16 protein-coding genes are annotated in these 17,954 nt (G+C 41.5%); 2 read left to right on the top strand and 14 right to left on the bottom strand.

Annotated features, from left to right (window positions below):
* Window positions 1-35: 35 nt before the first annotated feature.
* Window positions 36-3,254: a carbamoyl-phosphate synthase large subunit gene (gene carB, locus T357_RS0113155; RefSeq protein ID WP_031553507.1), complete on the bottom strand. Its 3,219-nt coding sequence runs from the start codon at window positions 3,252-3,254 to the stop codon at window positions 36-38.
* A 148-nt stretch (window positions 3,255-3,402) separates the two neighbouring features.
* A complete protein-coding gene (locus T357_RS0113150) occupies window positions 3,403-3,705 on the bottom strand; it encodes a Dabb family protein (protein ID WP_031553504.1) in 303 nt (100 codons plus the stop codon).
* A 273-nt stretch (window positions 3,706-3,978) separates the two neighbouring features.
* On the opposite strand from T357_RS0113150, the gene T357_RS0113145 reads away from it, so the two are divergent.
* Window positions 3,979-5,334, top strand: a complete 1,356-nt coding sequence (locus T357_RS0113145; RefSeq protein ID WP_031553501.1) for a GGDEF domain-containing protein — start codon at window positions 3,979-3,981, stop codon at window positions 5,332-5,334.
* A 40-nt stretch (window positions 5,335-5,374) separates the two neighbouring features.
* Here the strand turns inward: T357_RS0113145 and T357_RS20425 are convergent, their stop codons facing one another.
* The 12 genes from T357_RS20425 to T357_RS21230 form a co-directional block, all read right to left on the bottom strand.
* A complete protein-coding gene (locus tag T357_RS20425) occupies window positions 5,375-6,439 on the bottom strand; it encodes a hypothetical protein (protein ID WP_031553498.1) in 1,065 nt (354 codons plus the stop codon).
* A gap of 13 nt (window positions 6,440-6,452) precedes the next feature.
* Window positions 6,453-7,226, bottom strand: a complete 774-nt coding sequence (locus T357_RS20420; RefSeq protein ID WP_049962425.1) for a hypothetical protein — start codon at window positions 7,224-7,226, stop codon at window positions 6,453-6,455.
* A 116-nt stretch (window positions 7,227-7,342) separates the two neighbouring features.
* Window positions 7,343-8,176, bottom strand: a complete 834-nt coding sequence (locus T357_RS0113130; RefSeq protein ID WP_031553492.1) for a hypothetical protein — start codon at window positions 8,174-8,176, stop codon at window positions 7,343-7,345.
* Window positions 8,167-9,645: a transglutaminase domain-containing protein gene (locus T357_RS20415; RefSeq protein ID WP_031553490.1), complete on the bottom strand. Its 1,479-nt coding sequence runs from the start codon at window positions 9,643-9,645 to the stop codon at window positions 8,167-8,169. Before T357_RS20415 ends, T357_RS0113130 begins: the two co-directional genes overlap by 10 nt.
* A 174-nt stretch (window positions 9,646-9,819) precedes the next feature.
* Complete coding sequence (locus tag T357_RS0113120) at window positions 9,820-10,830, bottom strand: CAP domain-containing protein (RefSeq protein WP_031553487.1); 1,011 nt, start codon at window positions 10,828-10,830, stop codon at window positions 9,820-9,822.
* Window positions 10,831-11,006: 176 nt separating this feature from the next.
* Window positions 11,007-11,687, bottom strand: coding sequence for a hypothetical protein (locus T357_RS20410; RefSeq protein ID WP_049962424.1), 681 nt, complete (start codon window positions 11,685-11,687; stop codon window positions 11,007-11,009).
* Window positions 11,688-11,776: 89 nt separating this feature from the next.
* A complete protein-coding gene (locus tag T357_RS0113110; RefSeq protein WP_031553480.1) occupies window positions 11,777-12,577 on the bottom strand; it encodes a hypothetical protein in 801 nt (266 codons plus the stop codon).
* 51 nt (window positions 12,578-12,628) lie between these two features.
* Window positions 12,629-12,850 (bottom strand): hypothetical protein, encoded by a 222-nt coding sequence (locus T357_RS0113105; RefSeq protein ID WP_031553477.1) that lies wholly within the window; start codon window positions 12,848-12,850, stop codon window positions 12,629-12,631.
* Between the two features lie 30 nt (window positions 12,851-12,880).
* The gene (locus tag T357_RS0113100) at window positions 12,881-14,932 is read right to left on the bottom strand and encodes an RNA polymerase sigma factor (protein WP_031553475.1); all 2,052 of its coding nucleotides are present in this window, start codon (window positions 14,930-14,932) and stop codon (window positions 12,881-12,883) included.
* Window positions 14,933-15,140: 208 nt separating this feature from the next.
* Window positions 15,141-16,037, bottom strand: coding sequence for a M48 family metalloprotease (locus tag T357_RS0113095; RefSeq protein WP_031553472.1), 897 nt, complete (start codon window positions 16,035-16,037; stop codon window positions 15,141-15,143).
* Window positions 16,038-16,218: 181 nt separating this feature from the next.
* Complete coding sequence (locus T357_RS0113090) at window positions 16,219-17,247, bottom strand: type II TA system antitoxin MqsA family protein (protein ID WP_049962423.1); 1,029 nt, start codon at window positions 17,245-17,247, stop codon at window positions 16,219-16,221.
* Window positions 17,248-17,547: 300 nt separating this feature from the next.
* Complete coding sequence (locus T357_RS21230) at window positions 17,548-17,694, bottom strand: hypothetical protein (protein WP_155991444.1); 147 nt, start codon at window positions 17,692-17,694, stop codon at window positions 17,548-17,550.
* 15 nt (window positions 17,695-17,709) lie between these two features.
* Between T357_RS21230 and T357_RS21610 the strand changes: the two genes are divergently transcribed.
* Window positions 17,710-17,954 (top strand): hypothetical protein (locus T357_RS21610; protein WP_207641207.1); only part of this gene is annotated, 245 nt, incomplete at its 3' end.

The raw sequence follows: 17,954 nt of genomic DNA, 5'->3' as shown, positions 1-17,954 counted from the left end.
TAAGAGCCGGAGGTTTTCCCTCCGGCTCTTGTTATTTACTGTATTGACTTGTGCCATTCCTGGAGTGACATGATGCCGTCATCGCCGTTGTCCCGGACAAACTTGATGCCTTCGGCTGCGGCCTTTGCTGCGGCAACAGTGGTGATGTATGGAACCTTTGCCTTGATGGCGGTCTTACGGAGGTAGCTGTCATCATGGACGCTGTCCTTGCCGATAGGTGAATTGATCACCAGGTCAATGTTTCCATTGGTGATAAGGTCCATGATATTCGGACGGCCCTCGTAAAGCTTCTTAACCTTTTCTGCAGGGATACCTGCTTCGGTAATAAGCTTATGAGTGTTTTCGGTTGCAACGATGTTGAAGCCTGCTTCTGAGTAAAGCTCTGCAAGTTCCGCTGCGTAAGCGTGATCCTTGGTGTTAAGGGAAATAAGAACTGTGCCCTCGGAAGGGAGCTCTGCCTTGGCAGCTTCCTCCGCCTTTACGAAGGCTTCACCTGTGGTCTTCGCAAGTCCCAGAACCTCTCCGGTAGAACGCATCTCCGGTCCGAGGATAGGATCAACCTCAGGGAACATGTTGAACGGGAACACAGCTTCCTTTACGCCGTAATAAGGAATGTTCTTATCGGTTAATGCAGGCACCGGTGAAGGTCTTCCGGTTATTTCGCCAGTGATGATATCCACGGCGATAGGAACCATACTTATGCCACATACCTTTGAAACCAAAGGCACTGTTCTCGATGCTCTCGGGTTTGCCTCAATCACATAAACCTTTCCGTTTTCGATGGCGTACTGCATGTTCATAAGTCCAACAACATGCATCTCTTCCGCTATCTTTCTTGTATATTCCTTTATGGTCTCCAGATTATCCTCCGGAATGTGCTTTGAAGGCACTATGCATGCTGAGTCACCTGAATGTATACCCGCAAGCTCGATGTGCTCCATAACCGCCGGAACATAAGCATTGGTTCCGTCACTTATGGCATCAGCTTCGCACTCCATAGCATTGTTAAGGAAACGGTCAATGAGTATAGGCCTGTCCAGTGTAACACCGATGGCAGCATTCATATAGTCACGGAGACTTTCGTCGTCGTAAACCACTTCCATGCCGCGGCCGCCAAGTACGAAGGAAGGACGAACCATAACCGGGTATCCGATCTTGTGTGCGTTGTCCAATGCTTCCTCCACGGTTGTAGCCATTCCTGCTTCAGGCATCGGAATGCCAAGCTTATCCATCATTGCGCGGAAAAGATCGCGGTCCTCTGCAAGGTCGATGACTTCCGGAGTGGTTCCCAGTATCTTTACGCCGTTCTTCTTCAGGCTGTCTGCAAGATTAAGCGGTGTCTGTCCTCCGAACTGGGCAATGACACCAACAGGATTTTCCTTTCTGTAAATGCTGAGAACGTCCTCAAGGGTGAGGGGCTCGAAGTAAAGCTTGTCGGAGGTGTCATAGTCAGTGGAAACAGTCTCCGGGTTACAGTTTACTATGATGGTTTCAAAACCGAGCTTCTTAAGTGACTGTGCAGCGTGTACACAGCAGTAGTCGAACTCGATGCCCTGTCCGATACGGTTAGGTCCGCCGCCAAGGATCATAACCTTAGGACGATCGGAATTAACCTGGTCGTTATCCTGTCCGATGTAGGTGCTGTAGTAGTAAGAGCTGTCTTCTGTTCCGCTTACATGAACGGAATCCCAGTTTTCCGTAACGCCGATTGCTTCACGGCGGTTTCTGATATCGTCTTCGGAAACCTCCAGGATCTTCGCAAGATACTTATCTGAGAAGCCATCCTTTTTAGCCTGAGTGAGTGCCTCGTCGGAAGGAACATTACCCTTGTTTTTAAGAAGCTCCTCTTCTTCATCCACTAGCTCTTTCATCTGTTCGATGAAGTATTTCTTGACCTTTGTGAGCTCGAAGATCTCATCTACGGTTGCGCCTTTACGAAGGGCTTCATACATGATGAAATGCCTTTCGCTTGAAGGTGTGATGAGGAGTTTCAGGAGTTCATCCTTTGAAAGGTCGTTAAAATTCTTTACAAAGCCGAGACCGAAACGGTCCTTCTCGAGAGAACGGATGGCCTTCTGGAAAGCTTCCTTGTAGTTCTTTCCGATGCTCATGACCTCGCCTACGGCACGCATCTGTGTGCCCAGCTTATCTTCAACACCCTTGAACTTTTCGAATGCCCAGCGGGCAAACTTAACTACCACGTAATCTCCGTCGGGGACGTATTTGTCGAGGGTTCCGTATTTTCCGCAGGGAAGCTCACTCAGCGTGAGTCCGGTTGCAAGCTTTGCGGACACAAGGGCGATAGGGAAACCTGTGGCCTTTGAGGCAAGAGCCGAGGATCTGGAGGTTCTCGGATTGATCTCGATTACTACTATACGGTCTGAAACCGGATCGTGGGCGAACTGAACATTGGTACCGCCGATAACTCCGATATGCTCGACGATCTTGTAAGCCTGTCTCTGGAGCTCATCCTGCAGATCCTTTGAAATGGTAAGGAAAGGTGCCGTACAGAAGGAGTCACCGGTGTGAATGCCTACGGGGTCAACATTTTCAATGAAGCAGATGGTGATCATGTTATTGTCCTTGTCGCGGACAACCTCAAGTTCCAACTCTTCCCATCCGAGGATGGACTCCTCTACCAGAACCTGGTGAATGAGGCTGGCCTGAAGACCTCTTGCACAAACTGTCTTAAGCTCATCACGGTTGTAAACGAGACCGCCGCCTGCGCCGCCCATGGTATAGGCAGGACGAAGTACAACGGGGTAACCGAGCTCGTCAGCTATCTTCAGTGCTTCCTCTACGCTGTAAGCAACTTCACTTCTGGCCATTTCCACACCAAGCTTATTCATTGTCTCCTTGAACTCGATACGGTCCTCTCCGCGCTCGATGGCATCCACCTGTACGCCGATTACCTTAACGCCGTACTTATCCAAAATGCCTTCCTTATAAAGCTCTGAGCAAAGGTTGAGACCTGACTGACCGCCAAGATTCGGGAGCAATGCATCCGGGCGCTCCTTTGCGATGATCTGCTCCACTCTCTTTACATTCAGGGGCTCAATGTATGTGATATCCGCCATTTCAGGGTCTGTCATGATGGTGGCAGGATTTGAGTTTACAAGAACGATTTCATATCCAAGGCTTCTAAGTGCTTTGCAGGCCTGGGTTCCTGAGTAGTCGAACTCACAGGCCTGTCCGATGACGATGGGACCTGAACCTATGATAAGGATCTTGTGTATATCTGTTCTCTGTGGCATGCATATACCTCCGTATAAATAAACATTTAGGAATGATTATAGCACTTTTTATGCATAAATATACCATAAAATCGTATTTTATTTTCAATACACAAATGTCCCTGCAGAAAAGTGTAGTATCATCTTCTCTGTAGAGACCTAATGATTATCAGATTTCGAAGTCGAGACAGTCTCTGAGCTTTACTCTCGGAACTATGAGATTTTTAGCAACAGCCACATGATCAGGATGTGCTGCATATGCCTTGAGGGCATCTTCATTATCAAAACTTGAATCCAGCATAAAGTCAGCACTGGAGGAAGCGAGTCCATTGATATAAACCCTGATATCTATGGTTCCGGGGATCTTGCCCTTGAGGGATTCAAGTCCTTCCTTTATCTCCTTTTTTGCCTGTGCCTTTTCCTCTGCTGACAGCTCATCTTTGAATGTCCATAAAATAACGTGTTTAACCATGATTGCTCCTTTTTACGATGATTTGTTTAGTGACTGCGAAAGTCGATATAAGCTCGTTTCGCGCTTATATCATTATATAAAAAATCAGAAATAATGTGTAAAATAAATCAACATCTGCTTACAACACATTTTATATCTTTTCCGGACATGGTATAATTATACTTAATTACGTAAAGAAGCAAGTGATAACCGCTGCCGTCGGCAGGATCTGCTGTCGATGATCTGCATCATTTTCTAAATGTATGGGTAAGAGACCTCAATAAGGGAAAATTCATGAGTTATTTTGTTGAGATTGATGAAAACCTGAATATTCTGGACTGCAGCAAGAGTTTTATTATGTACATAGGTCATGGGAGCGTAAAGAATCTTGATATGATCGTTCCATCCACGGATCTTAGTAGTCTCAGAGATGCTGTACATGGCATAGTGCCGGGACGGTCGGTACTGTCATGCTTTAGAGTACGGAATAATAACGGAGATCTTTCCTGGGTTGCAGCAACTATAGAAAAATCTGTGAAACCCGATGACAACATCAAGATGGATATTTCTGATATACAATCCATGAAGGCCGATGTCGAGAAAGAGAGTTATGACAAGATGACCGGTGTCTACACCAAGAGTGCCATCATTGAGTATGCCCAGAACCTTATGCAGAAGTCTCCTCCCAAACATTTTTATTTTTTCCTGATGGATATCGACAATTTCAAATCGGTTAACGATTCCTTCGGGCACATGATGGGAGATAATGTGATCATAGAAGTGGCAAAGGCTGCAAAGAAGCACGTAGGTGACAAGGGCGTTGTCGGAAGGATCGGCGGTGACGAGTTTATGCTTGTTCTGGAAAAGGTCAACACAGAACCTGAACTTCGTGAGATCTTAAGGGGGATAAGATACGAGATCCGTGAGAAATACATGGATGAAAAAGAGAACAAGACCGTTACGATCTCAATGGGCGGAGCACTTTTCCCTGATAATGCAAAAGATTATGACAGCATGTTCCAGATTTCGGACAAGATGCTTTATCTTGCAAAGACAAAGGGTAAGGATCGCTACATCATCTACACTCCTCATGTCCACGGAAACATCCTGTATGACGGCAAGGTTATGACCATTGCTCAGCACATGCTCATCAATAATCAAAAGAGTGATCTTATCATGGGGCTTATGGATAAGTTCATGATGAAAAGGAACCTTTCGTTAAATGCTGCACTTGAAAAGATGCTGATCACCTATAACCTGGATGAGATATTCTTCCTTGGTGATGAAAGTCTTTCAACTTCTTTCGGGCTTAAAAAGATCGCAGATGATGATGGCGGGCATAGATTTGAAAATGCCGGCCTGGATTTTTCATCTACTGTTCCTGAGGATTTTCACCCTATGTTTGATACCTATCCCCTTAAAGTAGTCAACATGTTTGATCTGCAAAGGGAGAACTATCCGAGGTTTGCCTCGTTTATGGTGGAAAATAACCTGCGTGTTCTGGTGGTGTATCATATGACTCTGGCACAAAAGGGTGGGTATATCATTTTTGCCAGCAATACAAGCAGTTCCTGCAGACTTTCCGAGACTGACTTCGCAGACCTTGCTTACTTTTCAAGAATGGTAGAATTAAGCGGCCGGTGCCCATGAGCACCGACCGCTTTTATAATCTCTGAAAAGAAGTACGACATCATTTGGCTATATTCGTAAAATACTCATCTTCTAAGTCGTATGAACCACCATGTCTTTCAATGAATTTTTTGAAAAGATAATATCTGGTTTCATAACTTTTCCCGGCTGCTCTTCTGGTGTAAAGACCGGCCTCACTACTGGCTACTGCATGCTTGGAATCGTCATTCCCGTAAGATATGTAATGCCATTCATTACCTGTTCGTATCCATGTGTCATGATCCAAATAATCGACATCACATACAAGGCCTAAAACCTTGCACAACAATTCTGTTGTGAACAATACGCCAGCCACGTCAGAGCGTTTATTTATAAGAGTGCGGTAATAAAAATCATCATCAATTGTGTTCGGGTCAAAGGGATCCGATTTCTCCCAGATTTCTCCCTGCTCAGAGCTTTTGGCCTCCGGATCTATAGTGATTGTGTGTAAAACCTTGACTATTTCGTTATATCTCTCTTCTTCGGACATATTCATGAAATCAAAGCCATTTAACCAATTAACCAGCCATTCATATGTCGCTTTTCGAGCCGGATACGGAGATACATTAGGATCCTCTCCGGTGAGCATTGCAAGTATTGGCTTATCATAAACATACGTCAGCGAGTCAGAACGATAATACTTGCTGCTTTCGTGCCAATGATATCTGGGATTTTGCTCAGGGCTTAACGGATTAACCTGTCTTAAATCCCATGCATCAATGCAGTTTTTTAGAGGCTGAGCCGGGTTATATGGTTCCGTTCCAAAGGGAATGCTGTAGGGTTCTGATACCTTCTTACGCTGAGTTACCCCGTCAATGACCCACTCGCCATTGCTGTTCAGCCATTTATCATCAATTTTATCCTGGAAATCATGGAAAAGTATGCCATTTTCATCAAAATAATAACAGGCTGCATAGCCGTCTAAATCATTATCTATCCATGTCCATCCTGTTGCATAGGTTCCGTCTGCCTGAATATATTTAAATGTTCCGTTATCATGAACCCAGTTATTTGCAAAAGCATTGACTGAAAAAGTCATGGAAAGAGCTGCTGCGACAGCGCTTATTTTTCTATAAATCTTCTTCATTTTCCGGTCTCCCTTAAATTACTATAGGATGATATTCACCATATCCGACATAACCTCCCTGGGCATCTGCATATCCTACAAATCCATCCATGTTGATGATTACCCACTGGTGATAGTAGTCGTTTTCATTGGCATGAACCCAGTCATATCCCATAAAATCAAGAACCCTGCCAAGTGCTCTTGTGCATCCCGCACAGGTCCAGTCTCCTGCCACAAACACGCCATACGGGGAACGGTAATAGTAGTTGCTTTCCGGAAGAACATCAACCGGACCACGATACAGATATTCATTTACCAGTTTTGATGCAACACTTACCTGTTCGAACTGTGAATGACATTGAGGATCATTAAGTGCCAGGGATGCTAAAAGCTTGGCATGCAGATCGGCTTCAGCTGCCTGCTCAGCACTTAGTCCTTTATAATAGTTATGGCCTCTGTCCCCGGGATCCTGTGCGATGGGAATAGCCGGTGTATAAACGCCGTTTGCGTCAAAAGTGTAGTATCTCAGTGTTTCATTTCTTGCCATGGTTCCGTCATCTTTAAGGTAATACCAGTTTCCGTTGTCAGGAACCCAGCCTGTAGTCATATAACCATTTGTAGGCCAAAAATAATATCTCTGTCCTTCGTAATCAAGCCATCCGGTGATCTTCTGACCATTATCATCAAGATAGATTCTTTCATTACCTTCCATGGACCATCCCTGTGCCATAGAGGCAAAAGAAGGGATCATACATCCGATGCCTAAAGCCGAAAGAATTATAAGCATTTTCTTTTTGAGTTTTTTCATAGTTTTCTCCTTTTCAGTAACAGTTCAGCAAGTGGACCACCAGCCCGTCCACCTGCTGAACTGTTACCCTTTTTTTATTACTACCCTATAGTAGCTATAATAGCACTAACCGTATATCAACTCCACCAGTAGACCCGGAGAATCTTATCAATATGATTTTCGGTGAATTTTACAAAATAATTATCATAGCCGGCATATTTTGTATTTAAGTATCGTGCAAACCATTGTACTGCCGTATCATCATCTTCATGATAAGGTAAAAAGAAATCTTCATTTGATGTTTCAAGGATTGTATCGTCATCAAGCACATAATCCCTGTCATATGCTCTCAGGATAAATCCGGTTCCGTCAAACATATCATCATTTCTGTCTTTGAACTGAACGGTGATGCTTTCCCATGAAGAGGCGGTATTTACACCAAGGGCTCCCGGGAATGCCAAACGAAGCAAGCGCCCCCAGTCGTCCTTATATTCGTCGTAGACATTTCTGATCTCTTCTCCGTTGGAATAGCTTTTCAATACAAAACCATCCTTCATAACCTGAATGACCTTCCCCTTATGAAGGTAAAGCTCATACTCATCATAAGGGTCGTCATGTCCCATAAAGAGGCCTGCATTAACAAAGATCATGCTGTCTTCAGGATTATTCCCGTTTTTTGCTCCGGGATTTATATCCGGATTTGAGTGATAACACCACACGCCGTCAAAGTCACAGTTAAAGATTGAGTTTCTGACGACTATACCTTTGTTCTTCCAGAAAGCTTCCTGATGTAATCCGGTGTTATACTGTCCCCATGGGTCTGCAGATCCATCATGAAATAACGGATAATCCTTAAAGTGATCATCGGTATACTTTACCGTTGACTGGATTTCAGAAACCAGCGTATCGATATTCAGATCAATGTTTAAGTTCTTTTCTGTGCCGGTATTGGTTTTTATCATCAGACCCAATCATAACCTCCTTCTCTTGCTTCTTTATCTATCTCCTGGCATTTATGCATTACTTCCTCTCTCTTTTCCAGGAGATCTTCTATTTTCTGATTTATACTTTCTTTTTCATTTTCTTCCGCCTTACTAAATTCCTCCCTAAGTTTTTTAATTTCATCATACAATTCGCCATCACGTTTCATTAATTCATTATGCTTTTTTCTCCACTTTTTATTCTTTTTTTCAAGTTCCTTTTTTTCTTCCTGCTTCTTTTCCTCTTCCTTACGTTCTTCAATGGCATCCAGTTCATCCTGGGTCACGAAAAACTCATCATGAAGCTGCTGTTTCACTTCCTCAAGTTTTGATCTTTTGTATGTTTTTGGAGCTGTGACACCAACGTCTTCCCATTTGCTATGACCGTATAATTTCTTGCTATTTTCATCAGAAAGATTGACGTCTTCGAGGTTAATGTCTTCTTCTCCCCAATATTTTTCAAGATTAGACCCATCTTTATCTGTATATGTTGCATCTACATGGTACCAGTTGCCGTTGATCTTAACCATATTCCATGCATGGCGTTTGTTATGTATGAACTTTGCATCTAATCCGCACTCCTGTGCCATGAGCTTAAATGCCTTTGCGTATCCGTCACAGACAGCTTCACCATCCAGCAGACAGCCCTCTGCGGTATGAGGTCTGTCACTATCAAGGTTGTACCTGCAATTTCTTGCTATGTACATAAGTATCAACAGCTCTTTTTCGATGTCGGAACGGCCGTTTATCGAGTAAGTATCCTTGAAGTCATCAATAACGGATAATATTTCATCAGAAACGTGGGAATCGTCGTCTGTGACCTCGATTTCGCCTTCATTATCATTTTCGCCCGGTCTTCCATTCGGCCATTCAACTGTCATCTCTTTTTTTTCACCGTTCCAGTAAATATGGGCGCCCTCTTCTTCATACTTTTCTAACGCCCACTCAGGCAGGTAACTATAACAAAGGTAATCTCTCCAGTTATCAGTGGTCTGAGCAAGATACTTTTCCTGTAGAGCGTTAAATTCATGAGCAGGAAGATTTGAATCGAAAAGATCTGCATGTGAAATATAACCATTATTTGATGTTGTACTTGCACTTCCCTGGATTGCTGCAGCATTTGAAACAGCATTAACTGCCTTTGTCTGAATGTTTCCGCTCGCATCAACCCACTGGCCGTTGGCATTGATCTTATAGCCTTCGACTTCACTGTTTACAACCATGTAGCCTTTTTCATCAAAGTAGTAGCATTCAGCTATGGTATCATCATTACCGTCAAGCCATACCCACTGATTGGTCGGGTAGGATGAATCGGCATTCTGCCACCACCAGCCGGTTCCGTCATTCTTCCACTGACCCTGTACTCCATCTATACGGGTACCTGCGAAAGAAGGGATCGCCATAGATGCGGCAAGCACTGCTGCGAAAGATCTTGCTATGATTGATTTTGTTTTTTTCATACTGTTTAACCTCACATTTTTAGTTTATATCCGGTAACTTTAATTGCTTACATTTATATAGACACTTGGTATTTCAAAAAGGTTTCACTTTCGGATAATTTAAATTATAATTTTCCGTTATATTTGAAAAAGTAATTTTTTAAGATGAGCTATGTCACAGGGACATTTCAGACCTTAGTGTGTAACAAGCAGAACCCAATAATCTTTACCATCAACTTTTGCGTGACCAACGCCGATATGATTATGAGTAGAGCTTAATAAAACGTTTCTGTGGCCTTCCAATGAATACCAACTATTTACAATTTTTACAGGTGATTTCTTACCGGTATAAATGTTTTCACAACATGGTCTGTATCTGCCTGAAATTTCATCAATTGCTGTATGAGCAGAGGTGCCATCCGGTCTCCAATGTCCAAATTTTACACTTAACTCCTGAGCTCTTATTTCACAGGCTTTCATGATGTCATCATCTATCTCATATTCATCAAGACCATTTTCTCTACGGATGATATTTACTGCATCTATCATCTCTTGTAACTTTTCGTGATCATCATAAGTATCCGGAACTATCTGAGTAGACTCGTAACTCCTCATTAATTCTTTTATTGAGTCTGTATCCAGCTCGAAATCTTCGGAAGGGGCTGTGTTGTCCGAATCAGAGTCTGTGTTTTGGTTTTTCTTACTTGTGGATGTGGTTTTCTTTGATTCAGCTTTTTTCTTTTTCGCTTCAGCATCTTTTTGTTTCTTGGTTTTTGTTTTTTTAGTTACTATTTCTACGGAATCGTTATCATCTGAGAATGTTTCATCATCCTCTATATCCGTTTTTTTATTTTCATAATTACCTGAGTTTTCGCCTTTAACAGCGGTTTTCTGTATAGTACCGTTGTTATCTACCCACTGGCCGTCAGCATTAACCAGATAACCCCCGATTTCTCTGTTTACTGCCATATAGCCGTTTTCATCGAAGTAATAGCACTCGGCAATGTTATCGCCATTACCGTCAAGCCATACCCACTGATTAATCGGGTAGGATTTATCAACATTCTCCCACCACCAGCCGTTTTCGTTATTTTTCCATTCTCCCCAGACTCCATCCAAACGTGTGCCTGCGAAAGAAGTGATTGACATTGATGCTGCAAGAACTGCTGCGAATGATCTCGCTATGATTGATTTTGTGTTTTTCATACTGTTTAACCTCTCATTATTCCTTGAAAATAAGGTGTTTCTTATTGCTTACATTTATATAGACACATGGAAATTCAAAAAGGTTTCACTTTTTGGAAAAAATTTATTGGAGATTTTTAGGCATAAATAAGTGCAGGTGCCAGAGTTAATTACTCTCCGGCAGCTGCATACGGATATTAATGTGTGATATCGGTGAAAGCATCGATATGATTATCGCTTATCTTTACTCTGAAATAATTATCAAGATATAAAGAACCGTTATTGTATAGGCGTGTAAACCACTGAAAAGCTGTCTCACCTGCGTGATAATCAGGGATATAAACTTTTGGATCCGTATACCGAAAATCGAATACGGTATCTTTATCCAGGATATATGTGCTTCTGTTTGCCGCATCAATGATATGTACATAGGAATCCGGATTATAGTTAAAGCCAATGGTGGAAGCTATTATATGGTAGCTGTTTCCGTCAAAGCTTATATATTTGTTATTAAAGTTTAATACTGTCCAACTTTCAGTATTAATTTTACTTGGAAATACTTCGGGAGTTTCTTTATATAATGTTCCTACCCTGGTACGGGGTCTATCGCCTACAAGCCATGCACCGTTTGCATCCACACGAGCGCCGCCTGGTGTAACTGTATCGACAAGCAAGTAACCGTCTTCGTCAAAATAGTAGCACTCTGAAATGCCGTCAAGATTTCCGTCTATCCATTTCCAGCAGTTCTTTGGATAAGAACCGTTTCTTTCATAATACCGCCAGCCCCCGGTTTCTTTCTTCCATGTTCCTGCCATAGCAGTAAATCCGAATGCTGCAACAGCAAGAATTGTGGATACTGCTAATCTTAGTCTTCTCATAATGTATAATCCTCGTTTTCCATGGTAGCCATGTGATTTTTTACATTGATTAACACAACCGGTGTTTCAAAATAATCAGTGAGAAATCATTACCAGTAGGCGCTTGTTACAGATCGAAAAGCATCAATATGATTTCCGTTAACTTTAATTTCGTAACAGTCCCTATTAGGAGTGAATTCTGAGCTGTTAAAGTATCTCGTGAACCACTGATATGCTGTATCACCGTCCTCATAGTTTGGACGATAATAATCAGAAGTTAAATCAATTTCTGTATCAGAATCCAGAATATATTCTTTGAAAGTTCTCCGGTCATAATCATCATAGTAGCCACATGCTCTGATATGATAACTGCTTCCATCAAAAGAGACATTACTATTATCAGTCGGCATAACGTACATCCACGATGGATCATGATCTATTCCTGAAGCACCCGGAAATGCCATTTCAAGTAAATGTCCAAATTCATCATTGTCAACATCCCGATATTCTTCTCTGACGGTCTTTATATCTTCTCCTTCAGGATAATCATTCAAAAAACTTCCATCCTTTGAGACACGGATGATCCTGCCATCGTGAAGATATACTCCATATTGAACAAAATCATCCATTCCATAGTAAACAGTTCCTTCTACATAGATAGCTGAATCTTCCGGATGTTGTCCGTTTTCTGCTTTTTCGGAAATATCAGGATTATAATGGAAGCATCTTACGTCATCCCCGGCAGATATGGTATTCAGGACTACTATACCGTCTTTTACCCAATAAGATTCACCCTGTAAACCACTGTCATATTGTCCCCATGGGTCTGCTGAATTGTCACCGGAATACTCTCGATATTCATCGCGATGAGAATCTGTGTATTCAACATTTTTATTAATTTCAGAAACCAACGCTTCTATATCAAGTCCAATGTTTGCTGCATTTTCAGCAGATGTTTTCTCCTAAACAGCTTCTGTCTCTGCCTCTGTTGTAGCTTCTTCAGTTGTTTCCTGCGGCACTGCTGTTTCCTCTGTGGTTGTCTCCGGCATTTCCGATGTTTCGATTACAGTTTCAGGTTTAGTTTCAGTAGTTGCCGGATCTGGTACATTGTTCATGCACCCACCGACAACTGTCGCTGCTGAAATTGCCAAAATAGTTGATACTATTAATCTGGTATTTCTCATACGGTATTACCTCTCATTTATTTTTATAATTCATCGAACCTTAACGTTAGAAATTGCATCTATATGATTATCTGAAATTTTCACCGTGTAAATATTGTATGCATATGAATCATTCTCATCAGGTTCGTTATAAAATCTCTCAAACCATTGAATGGCAGTATCACCGTCATGATAATTTGGCAATGATTTATTAGGATTAAATTTCTCTGATTTGATAATTTGAGTAGCGGAGTCGAGAATGACATCTTCATATTCATCCTTGGTATAGCTTTTACCTTGGTAAAGACCTCTTATGTGATATCTGGTTCCATCAAATGAGATATCTTCTTTTCCTGATGAAGAGTAGTATATCCAAGACGGATCATGATCTATTCCCAGAGCACCCGGAAATGCTAATTCAAGTATATTTCCGAACTCATCAGTGTATTCATCATGTACAGTCTTTATATCTTCTCCAAAAGGATAATCTTTAACTATACTTTCGTTTATTGATATTCGAATGATTTTGCCATCATAAAGATATACTTCATACTTATCATTATAATCTTCTTCGCCAATGGGCCGCCATCCAAGCACGTAAATTGTAGTATCCTCAGGATTTTGTCCGTTCTCTGCTTTATCAGAGATATCGGGATTCAAATGGTAGCATGTAACAGTATCGTCATATTCCGACTCTACAGAATCACCAACAGTATTCTCCACCACTATCCCATTTTTTAATGTAAAAGTTGAAGCTTGTAAGTTGCTGTCATATTGTCCCCATGGATCCGGTGAATTGTCATAATAAATAGAATAATCTGAATAACCGGGACCAAGAAAATCGTTAATTGTGTACTCTACATTCTCATTGATTTCAGAAACCAGTGTATCTATATCAAGCTCAATTCGTTCTTCAATTTCGGTGGATGTTTCTTCGAGAACAGTTTCTGCCACTGTGGTTTCTGTAAATGTATCTTCTGCCTCAGTTTCTTCTGATGCTATAGTAGTCTCAATCACATCCTCGGGTTCATTCAAAAAGGTATCCGATACTTCATAAGCTCCTACGCCAATTACCGACGCAGCGGCAACGCCAATTATAACTTTCGTTAAAATAGCTGCTCCTCCGGCAGTCGCTGCGCCTGCGGCTGCACCTGCACCTGTTGCAGCAGCGGCCGTGGCTGCACCTACGGCACCCACGGCAGTCGCACCGGCAGCTCCCATGGCAGCCGCACCGATTCCTGTTGCAGCGGCTGCACCGACTGCGGCTACTGATCCCGCTTCTCCTGAAATTGCTGTGCCTATTCCTGAAGCGACTCCTGCTCCTGCTGAAGTTGTTCCGGTGGTGGCAGCTCCTGCACAGGTTGCTGATCCGGCTGTTGCTGCTCCGGCGGCAGCACCCGATCCTGACGATAATTCAGCCAGAATCTTTGCCGCTGTGACAGAAGTAAATGCTGATCTTCCCATCTGCATAGCCATAGCTGTATCTGTATCGAACATGGATCTGATAAGTACAAATACAGAAATACCTGTAAGTGTGATACCCTGCTTTATGAAATCCTGCTTGTGGGCTTCTACATTCTGTCTTCCGCGCCTAAGCCATGTCTTTATGGTATTCTCGGGTTTACCGACTATGTTTGATATCTCTTTGATAGAATACTGCTGCCCATAGTACATGATGAGAACATCCCTTTGTGCTTCGGGAATCTCGGATAAGACACCATTAACTATCTCAGCTGTGGCTTTTTTATCTACGACCAATGCGGGATTATAGTCAACACGGTCATCCTTAAAATCCATGGGGTCTTCATCATCATCTATGGTAAGCTCGTAAACCTTTGAAAGTTTATCTCTCTTCCAGTTCAAAGCCCTGTGAGCGATGATCCTTCCCAGCCATTTATCGAATTTTGTACGATCTTCAAGCTCATTGATATGTTTAAGAGCTGAAACATAGGAATCCTGTATTACATCATCCACATCCATATCTCTGTTACCGAGATACTTTCTTGCCACGCATAAGGAATAATTTATAGTGTTTTCATATAAAAGCCCAAAATTCTCTTTATTGCCCTGTTGTAATTCCAGGACTATTTCTTCATTAGTCATACTTCTATATCCTTTTATGTTCTTCTTATAATTTGCGAAATGGCTATAAATAATGTGAACAGCATTAAAAATTTAAATTAATATGTAAATATATAGCAATCCGTTTTTCTATGATTCTAAACCTAAATAAATATAATTGATATACTTTCACGGTTAAATCCATAGTCTTTTCTGCTTACTTATATATAAATAACAAATCCTTAGGGGTTCATCTCAGTTCCTGAAGTCTCTGGATTCTCAGTTCATTATCGGGATGGCTGCTTGCAAGATTTGCAAATAAACCTGTTGAAGGAGTTCCCTTTATAGTGCTGAGAAGTGCACAAAGCTCATTTCCATATCCAAGATCGTAAGCGAACTCATCTGCTTCAAACTCATTTTCACGACTTGACTTCATTACAAGCAGGATACCAAGCTTTGTCCATGCATATGAAAGTACTGATACAGAAACAGACAGTAACAGGTGATATACAGCAGAAGCAATTCTAGCAGTTAATCCTTCTGATCCGCCCCAGATTATTGAGACAATACTTAAAACGATGTGGAGTATTTCGATAAATATTCTTATTCCAAGGATTATTCCGCTTACGATCATGTTTCCTACACAAACCACAAGGATGAGGTCGGTATCTTTATGTGCCAGGTGGCCGAACTCATGAGCGAGAGTTGCCTTTATCTGGCCTACCGGCATCTGGAGAAGTCCTTCTGTTATGCATATAGTTTTTCTTCCTGTTGCAAATGCATTTGGAACCTGATCATGGTTGATGAAGAGTTCAACATCATCCGGTACCTCAGGATCAAGACGTTGTGCATTTCTGTATACTTCTCTGAATATCGGCTCGATATATGCAAGTTGTTCTTCATCTTTTATCTTATGGCAGCCTGTCTGAAATCTCAGAACCCATTCTCCAAACGGGGAAAGAGCTATCATGAGTGAAATCATGTAAGCCATGATACCGAAAATGATTACCATTGGATTGAACTCAGTATTGGCACATGCGAAGAAATAGAACACGAATGTTATGATCAGTGTGTTGAGCACTAAATAAATGATTACGGGGATGTTAGACTTTCTTGCTACTTTTTTGAAAAAATCGATAATGTACATAATTGTTCTCCTTTGAATTAAAATGTTTTTTATTGGTTACATATACATAGACACGTGAGATTTCAATAAGGTTTCACTTTTTCAAAAAAATTTGAAAAATTTTTGATTTTTTGAATTTTGGGCAAAAAAACTCCCTCCGGGGAGACTACCGACATATTCGGTAGTCTCCCCGGAGGGAGTTTTATATTTGCAGATTATCTGCATATTTAAATAAAATAACGTCTCTGGGTGCAGTTTCAATATATGCTTGTTCCCTATGCATAAAAGCTACTATTTCATCCTTAGACATTCCACCAAGTTTTTCGATCACTATATCCAGAATTCTTTTATCATCTTCTGATAGAGCCGGAAATTCTGACTCTCCGCTTAAACTGAAGTGATATGCGTATGTCTCCCCTAAATCCACTTCTTCACAAGGTACATCTTTGAGATCAATTATGAAATTATGCGCCACCGGCACAGCTCCCATTGGAAAAGCTTTATATACCAATCCGGTAATAGCGAAGCCTCTTTGTTTATAGGAAAGTGCATCTGCATACCACATTAGCTTCATTAATTTTACTTTGAATAGATTTGAAATTTTAAATGACGATGCATAATATCTGATAACATCAACTACTTTATCCAGAGACAAATCTGTATTACCCTGAAAAAGCGTATTGCCCTGAAACCTCACATAACTTGCTTCAATTGCTTTTCTTAGATACAGATCCTGATCTGATTCATATAATAAAGTTGCCGCATTTAAATATTTTTGGTAAGCCTCCGCCGTCAAATTATCCTTTGAGTCTTTTAGTAATGATAAAAACCACTCCGGATCCCGATCCAGTTTTTTCAGGATTGTATCATGTGCTTTATCTTGAACTTGATGGCTCTCATATCTTGTTATTGTCTTGCCACCCCATCCAAGTAATATACATAGGTCGCTCTGGGTAATACCATATTTACCGCGAATATTGCAAATGTCTTCGGAGGTTAAAAGACCTTCAGCCCTTCGATATGAATTCTTCATTTTAAGATCATTATCCTGCATTTGATGCTCATCCATATATAACTCATCTGCAGTATCACAATACATATAAGAAGCCTCATAATTAATTTTTCGATTTTTATAGGTTGCCTGTTCTTTGACAAGGACGGTTTTTACCTCATGCTCTTCCATACAACATGTACATAGTTTATTTTCGCTTTTCAAAACCTTCATTTCCATGAAAATACCCCCTATTTCTTTCGATATGGAAACATATCAGGTGTAAATGATTTTTCAGCAAAATGGAATGACATTATAAAGGTCGTTGGATTTCCATACAATCCAAATAATTCTACACGAATCTTTATATATACATCTTCTTTCCTGTTATAAACCTTACCAAACTCCCTCATTTCACTTCTCTTAGGAAATCGTAAATCTTGTACTGTTTGCATATAATCTTCTACAGTAACTAATACTTCCCACACCCAAAAGGGCGTGAAACTCAGTGTTTACAATGTTTGCGGCGCAAAAATACCATTATGCCGCCGACAACTGCTCCGCGCAGGCCTCTAAGGGCGCTTTCAGATAGTTTGGCAGGTTGTTGATGAATTGCTGTACAAACCCTGCCATTTGAGCATCAGTGAGCGCAAAGAACTCTTTGACGGTTGAAAGCAGTGCAATCATGATCAGTCGCATAGAATGGTCAAAGGTTATTTCCGCTACTTCCTGGACATACAGGTAGAACAGTTCTCCGAGCGATCGGTGATCTGTGTTTGCCCTCTGGAACACGCTAAGCATCATATACCTGACATTGGCTATGGCAAGGTGTGCTGTCAGCGAATCAAAAGATGTGCTTTGGCATTCCTTCGTATATTTCAGATACTGCTTGCAAGTCTTGAAATAGACCTCAATATTCCATATGCCGATATTTTAGAAATGCCGAT

The organism is Oribacterium sp. FC2011, from assembly GCF_000701645.1.
In the GTDB taxonomy this organism is placed as follows: Bacteria; Bacillota; Clostridia; order Lachnospirales; family Lachnospiraceae; genus Oribacterium.
This window is presented reverse-complemented; position numbering and strand designations above follow the sequence as displayed.

Coding starts and splice junctions, on each gene's coding strand:
- T357_RS20425 (WP_031553498.1), bottom strand. CDS start 6,439: ATGAAGAAGATTTATAGAAAAATAAGCGCTGTCGCAGCAGCTCTTTCC.
- T357_RS0113145 (WP_031553501.1), top strand. CDS start 3,979: ATGAGTTATTTTGTTGAGATTGATGAAAACCTGAATATTCTGGACTGC.
- T357_RS0113100 (WP_031553475.1), bottom strand. CDS start 14,932: ATGACTAATGAAGAAATAGTCCTGGAATTACAACAGGGCAATAAAGAG.
- T357_RS0113090 (WP_049962423.1), bottom strand. CDS start 17,247: ATGGAAATGAAGGTTTTGAAAAGCGAAAATAAACTATGTACATGTTGT.
- T357_RS0113120 (WP_031553487.1), bottom strand. CDS start 10,830: ATGAAAAACACAAAATCAATCATAGCGAGATCATTCGCAGCAGTTCTT.
- T357_RS0113105 (WP_031553477.1), bottom strand. CDS start 12,850: ATGAGAAATACCAGATTAATAGTATCAACTATTTTGGCAATTTCAGCA.
- T357_RS0113150 (WP_031553504.1), bottom strand. CDS start 3,705: ATGGTTAAACACGTTATTTTATGGACATTCAAAGATGAGCTGTCAGCA.
- T357_RS21230 (WP_155991444.1), bottom strand. CDS start 17,694: ATGATTGCACTGCTTTCAACCGTCAAAGAGTTCTTTGCGCTCACTGAT.
- T357_RS20420 (WP_049962425.1), bottom strand. CDS start 7,226: ATGAAAAAACTCAAAAAGAAAATGCTTATAATTCTTTCGGCTTTAGGC.
- T357_RS20415 (WP_031553490.1), bottom strand. CDS start 9,645: ATGAAAAAAACAAAATCAATCATAGCAAGATCTTTCGCAGCAGTGCTT.
- T357_RS0113095 (WP_031553472.1), bottom strand. CDS start 16,037: ATGTACATTATCGATTTTTTCAAAAAAGTAGCAAGAAAGTCTAACATC.
- T357_RS20410 (WP_049962424.1), bottom strand. CDS start 11,687: ATGAGAAGACTAAGATTAGCAGTATCCACAATTCTTGCTGTTGCAGCA.
- carB (WP_031553507.1), bottom strand. CDS start 3,254: ATGCCACAGAGAACAGATATACACAAGATCCTTATCATAGGTTCAGGT.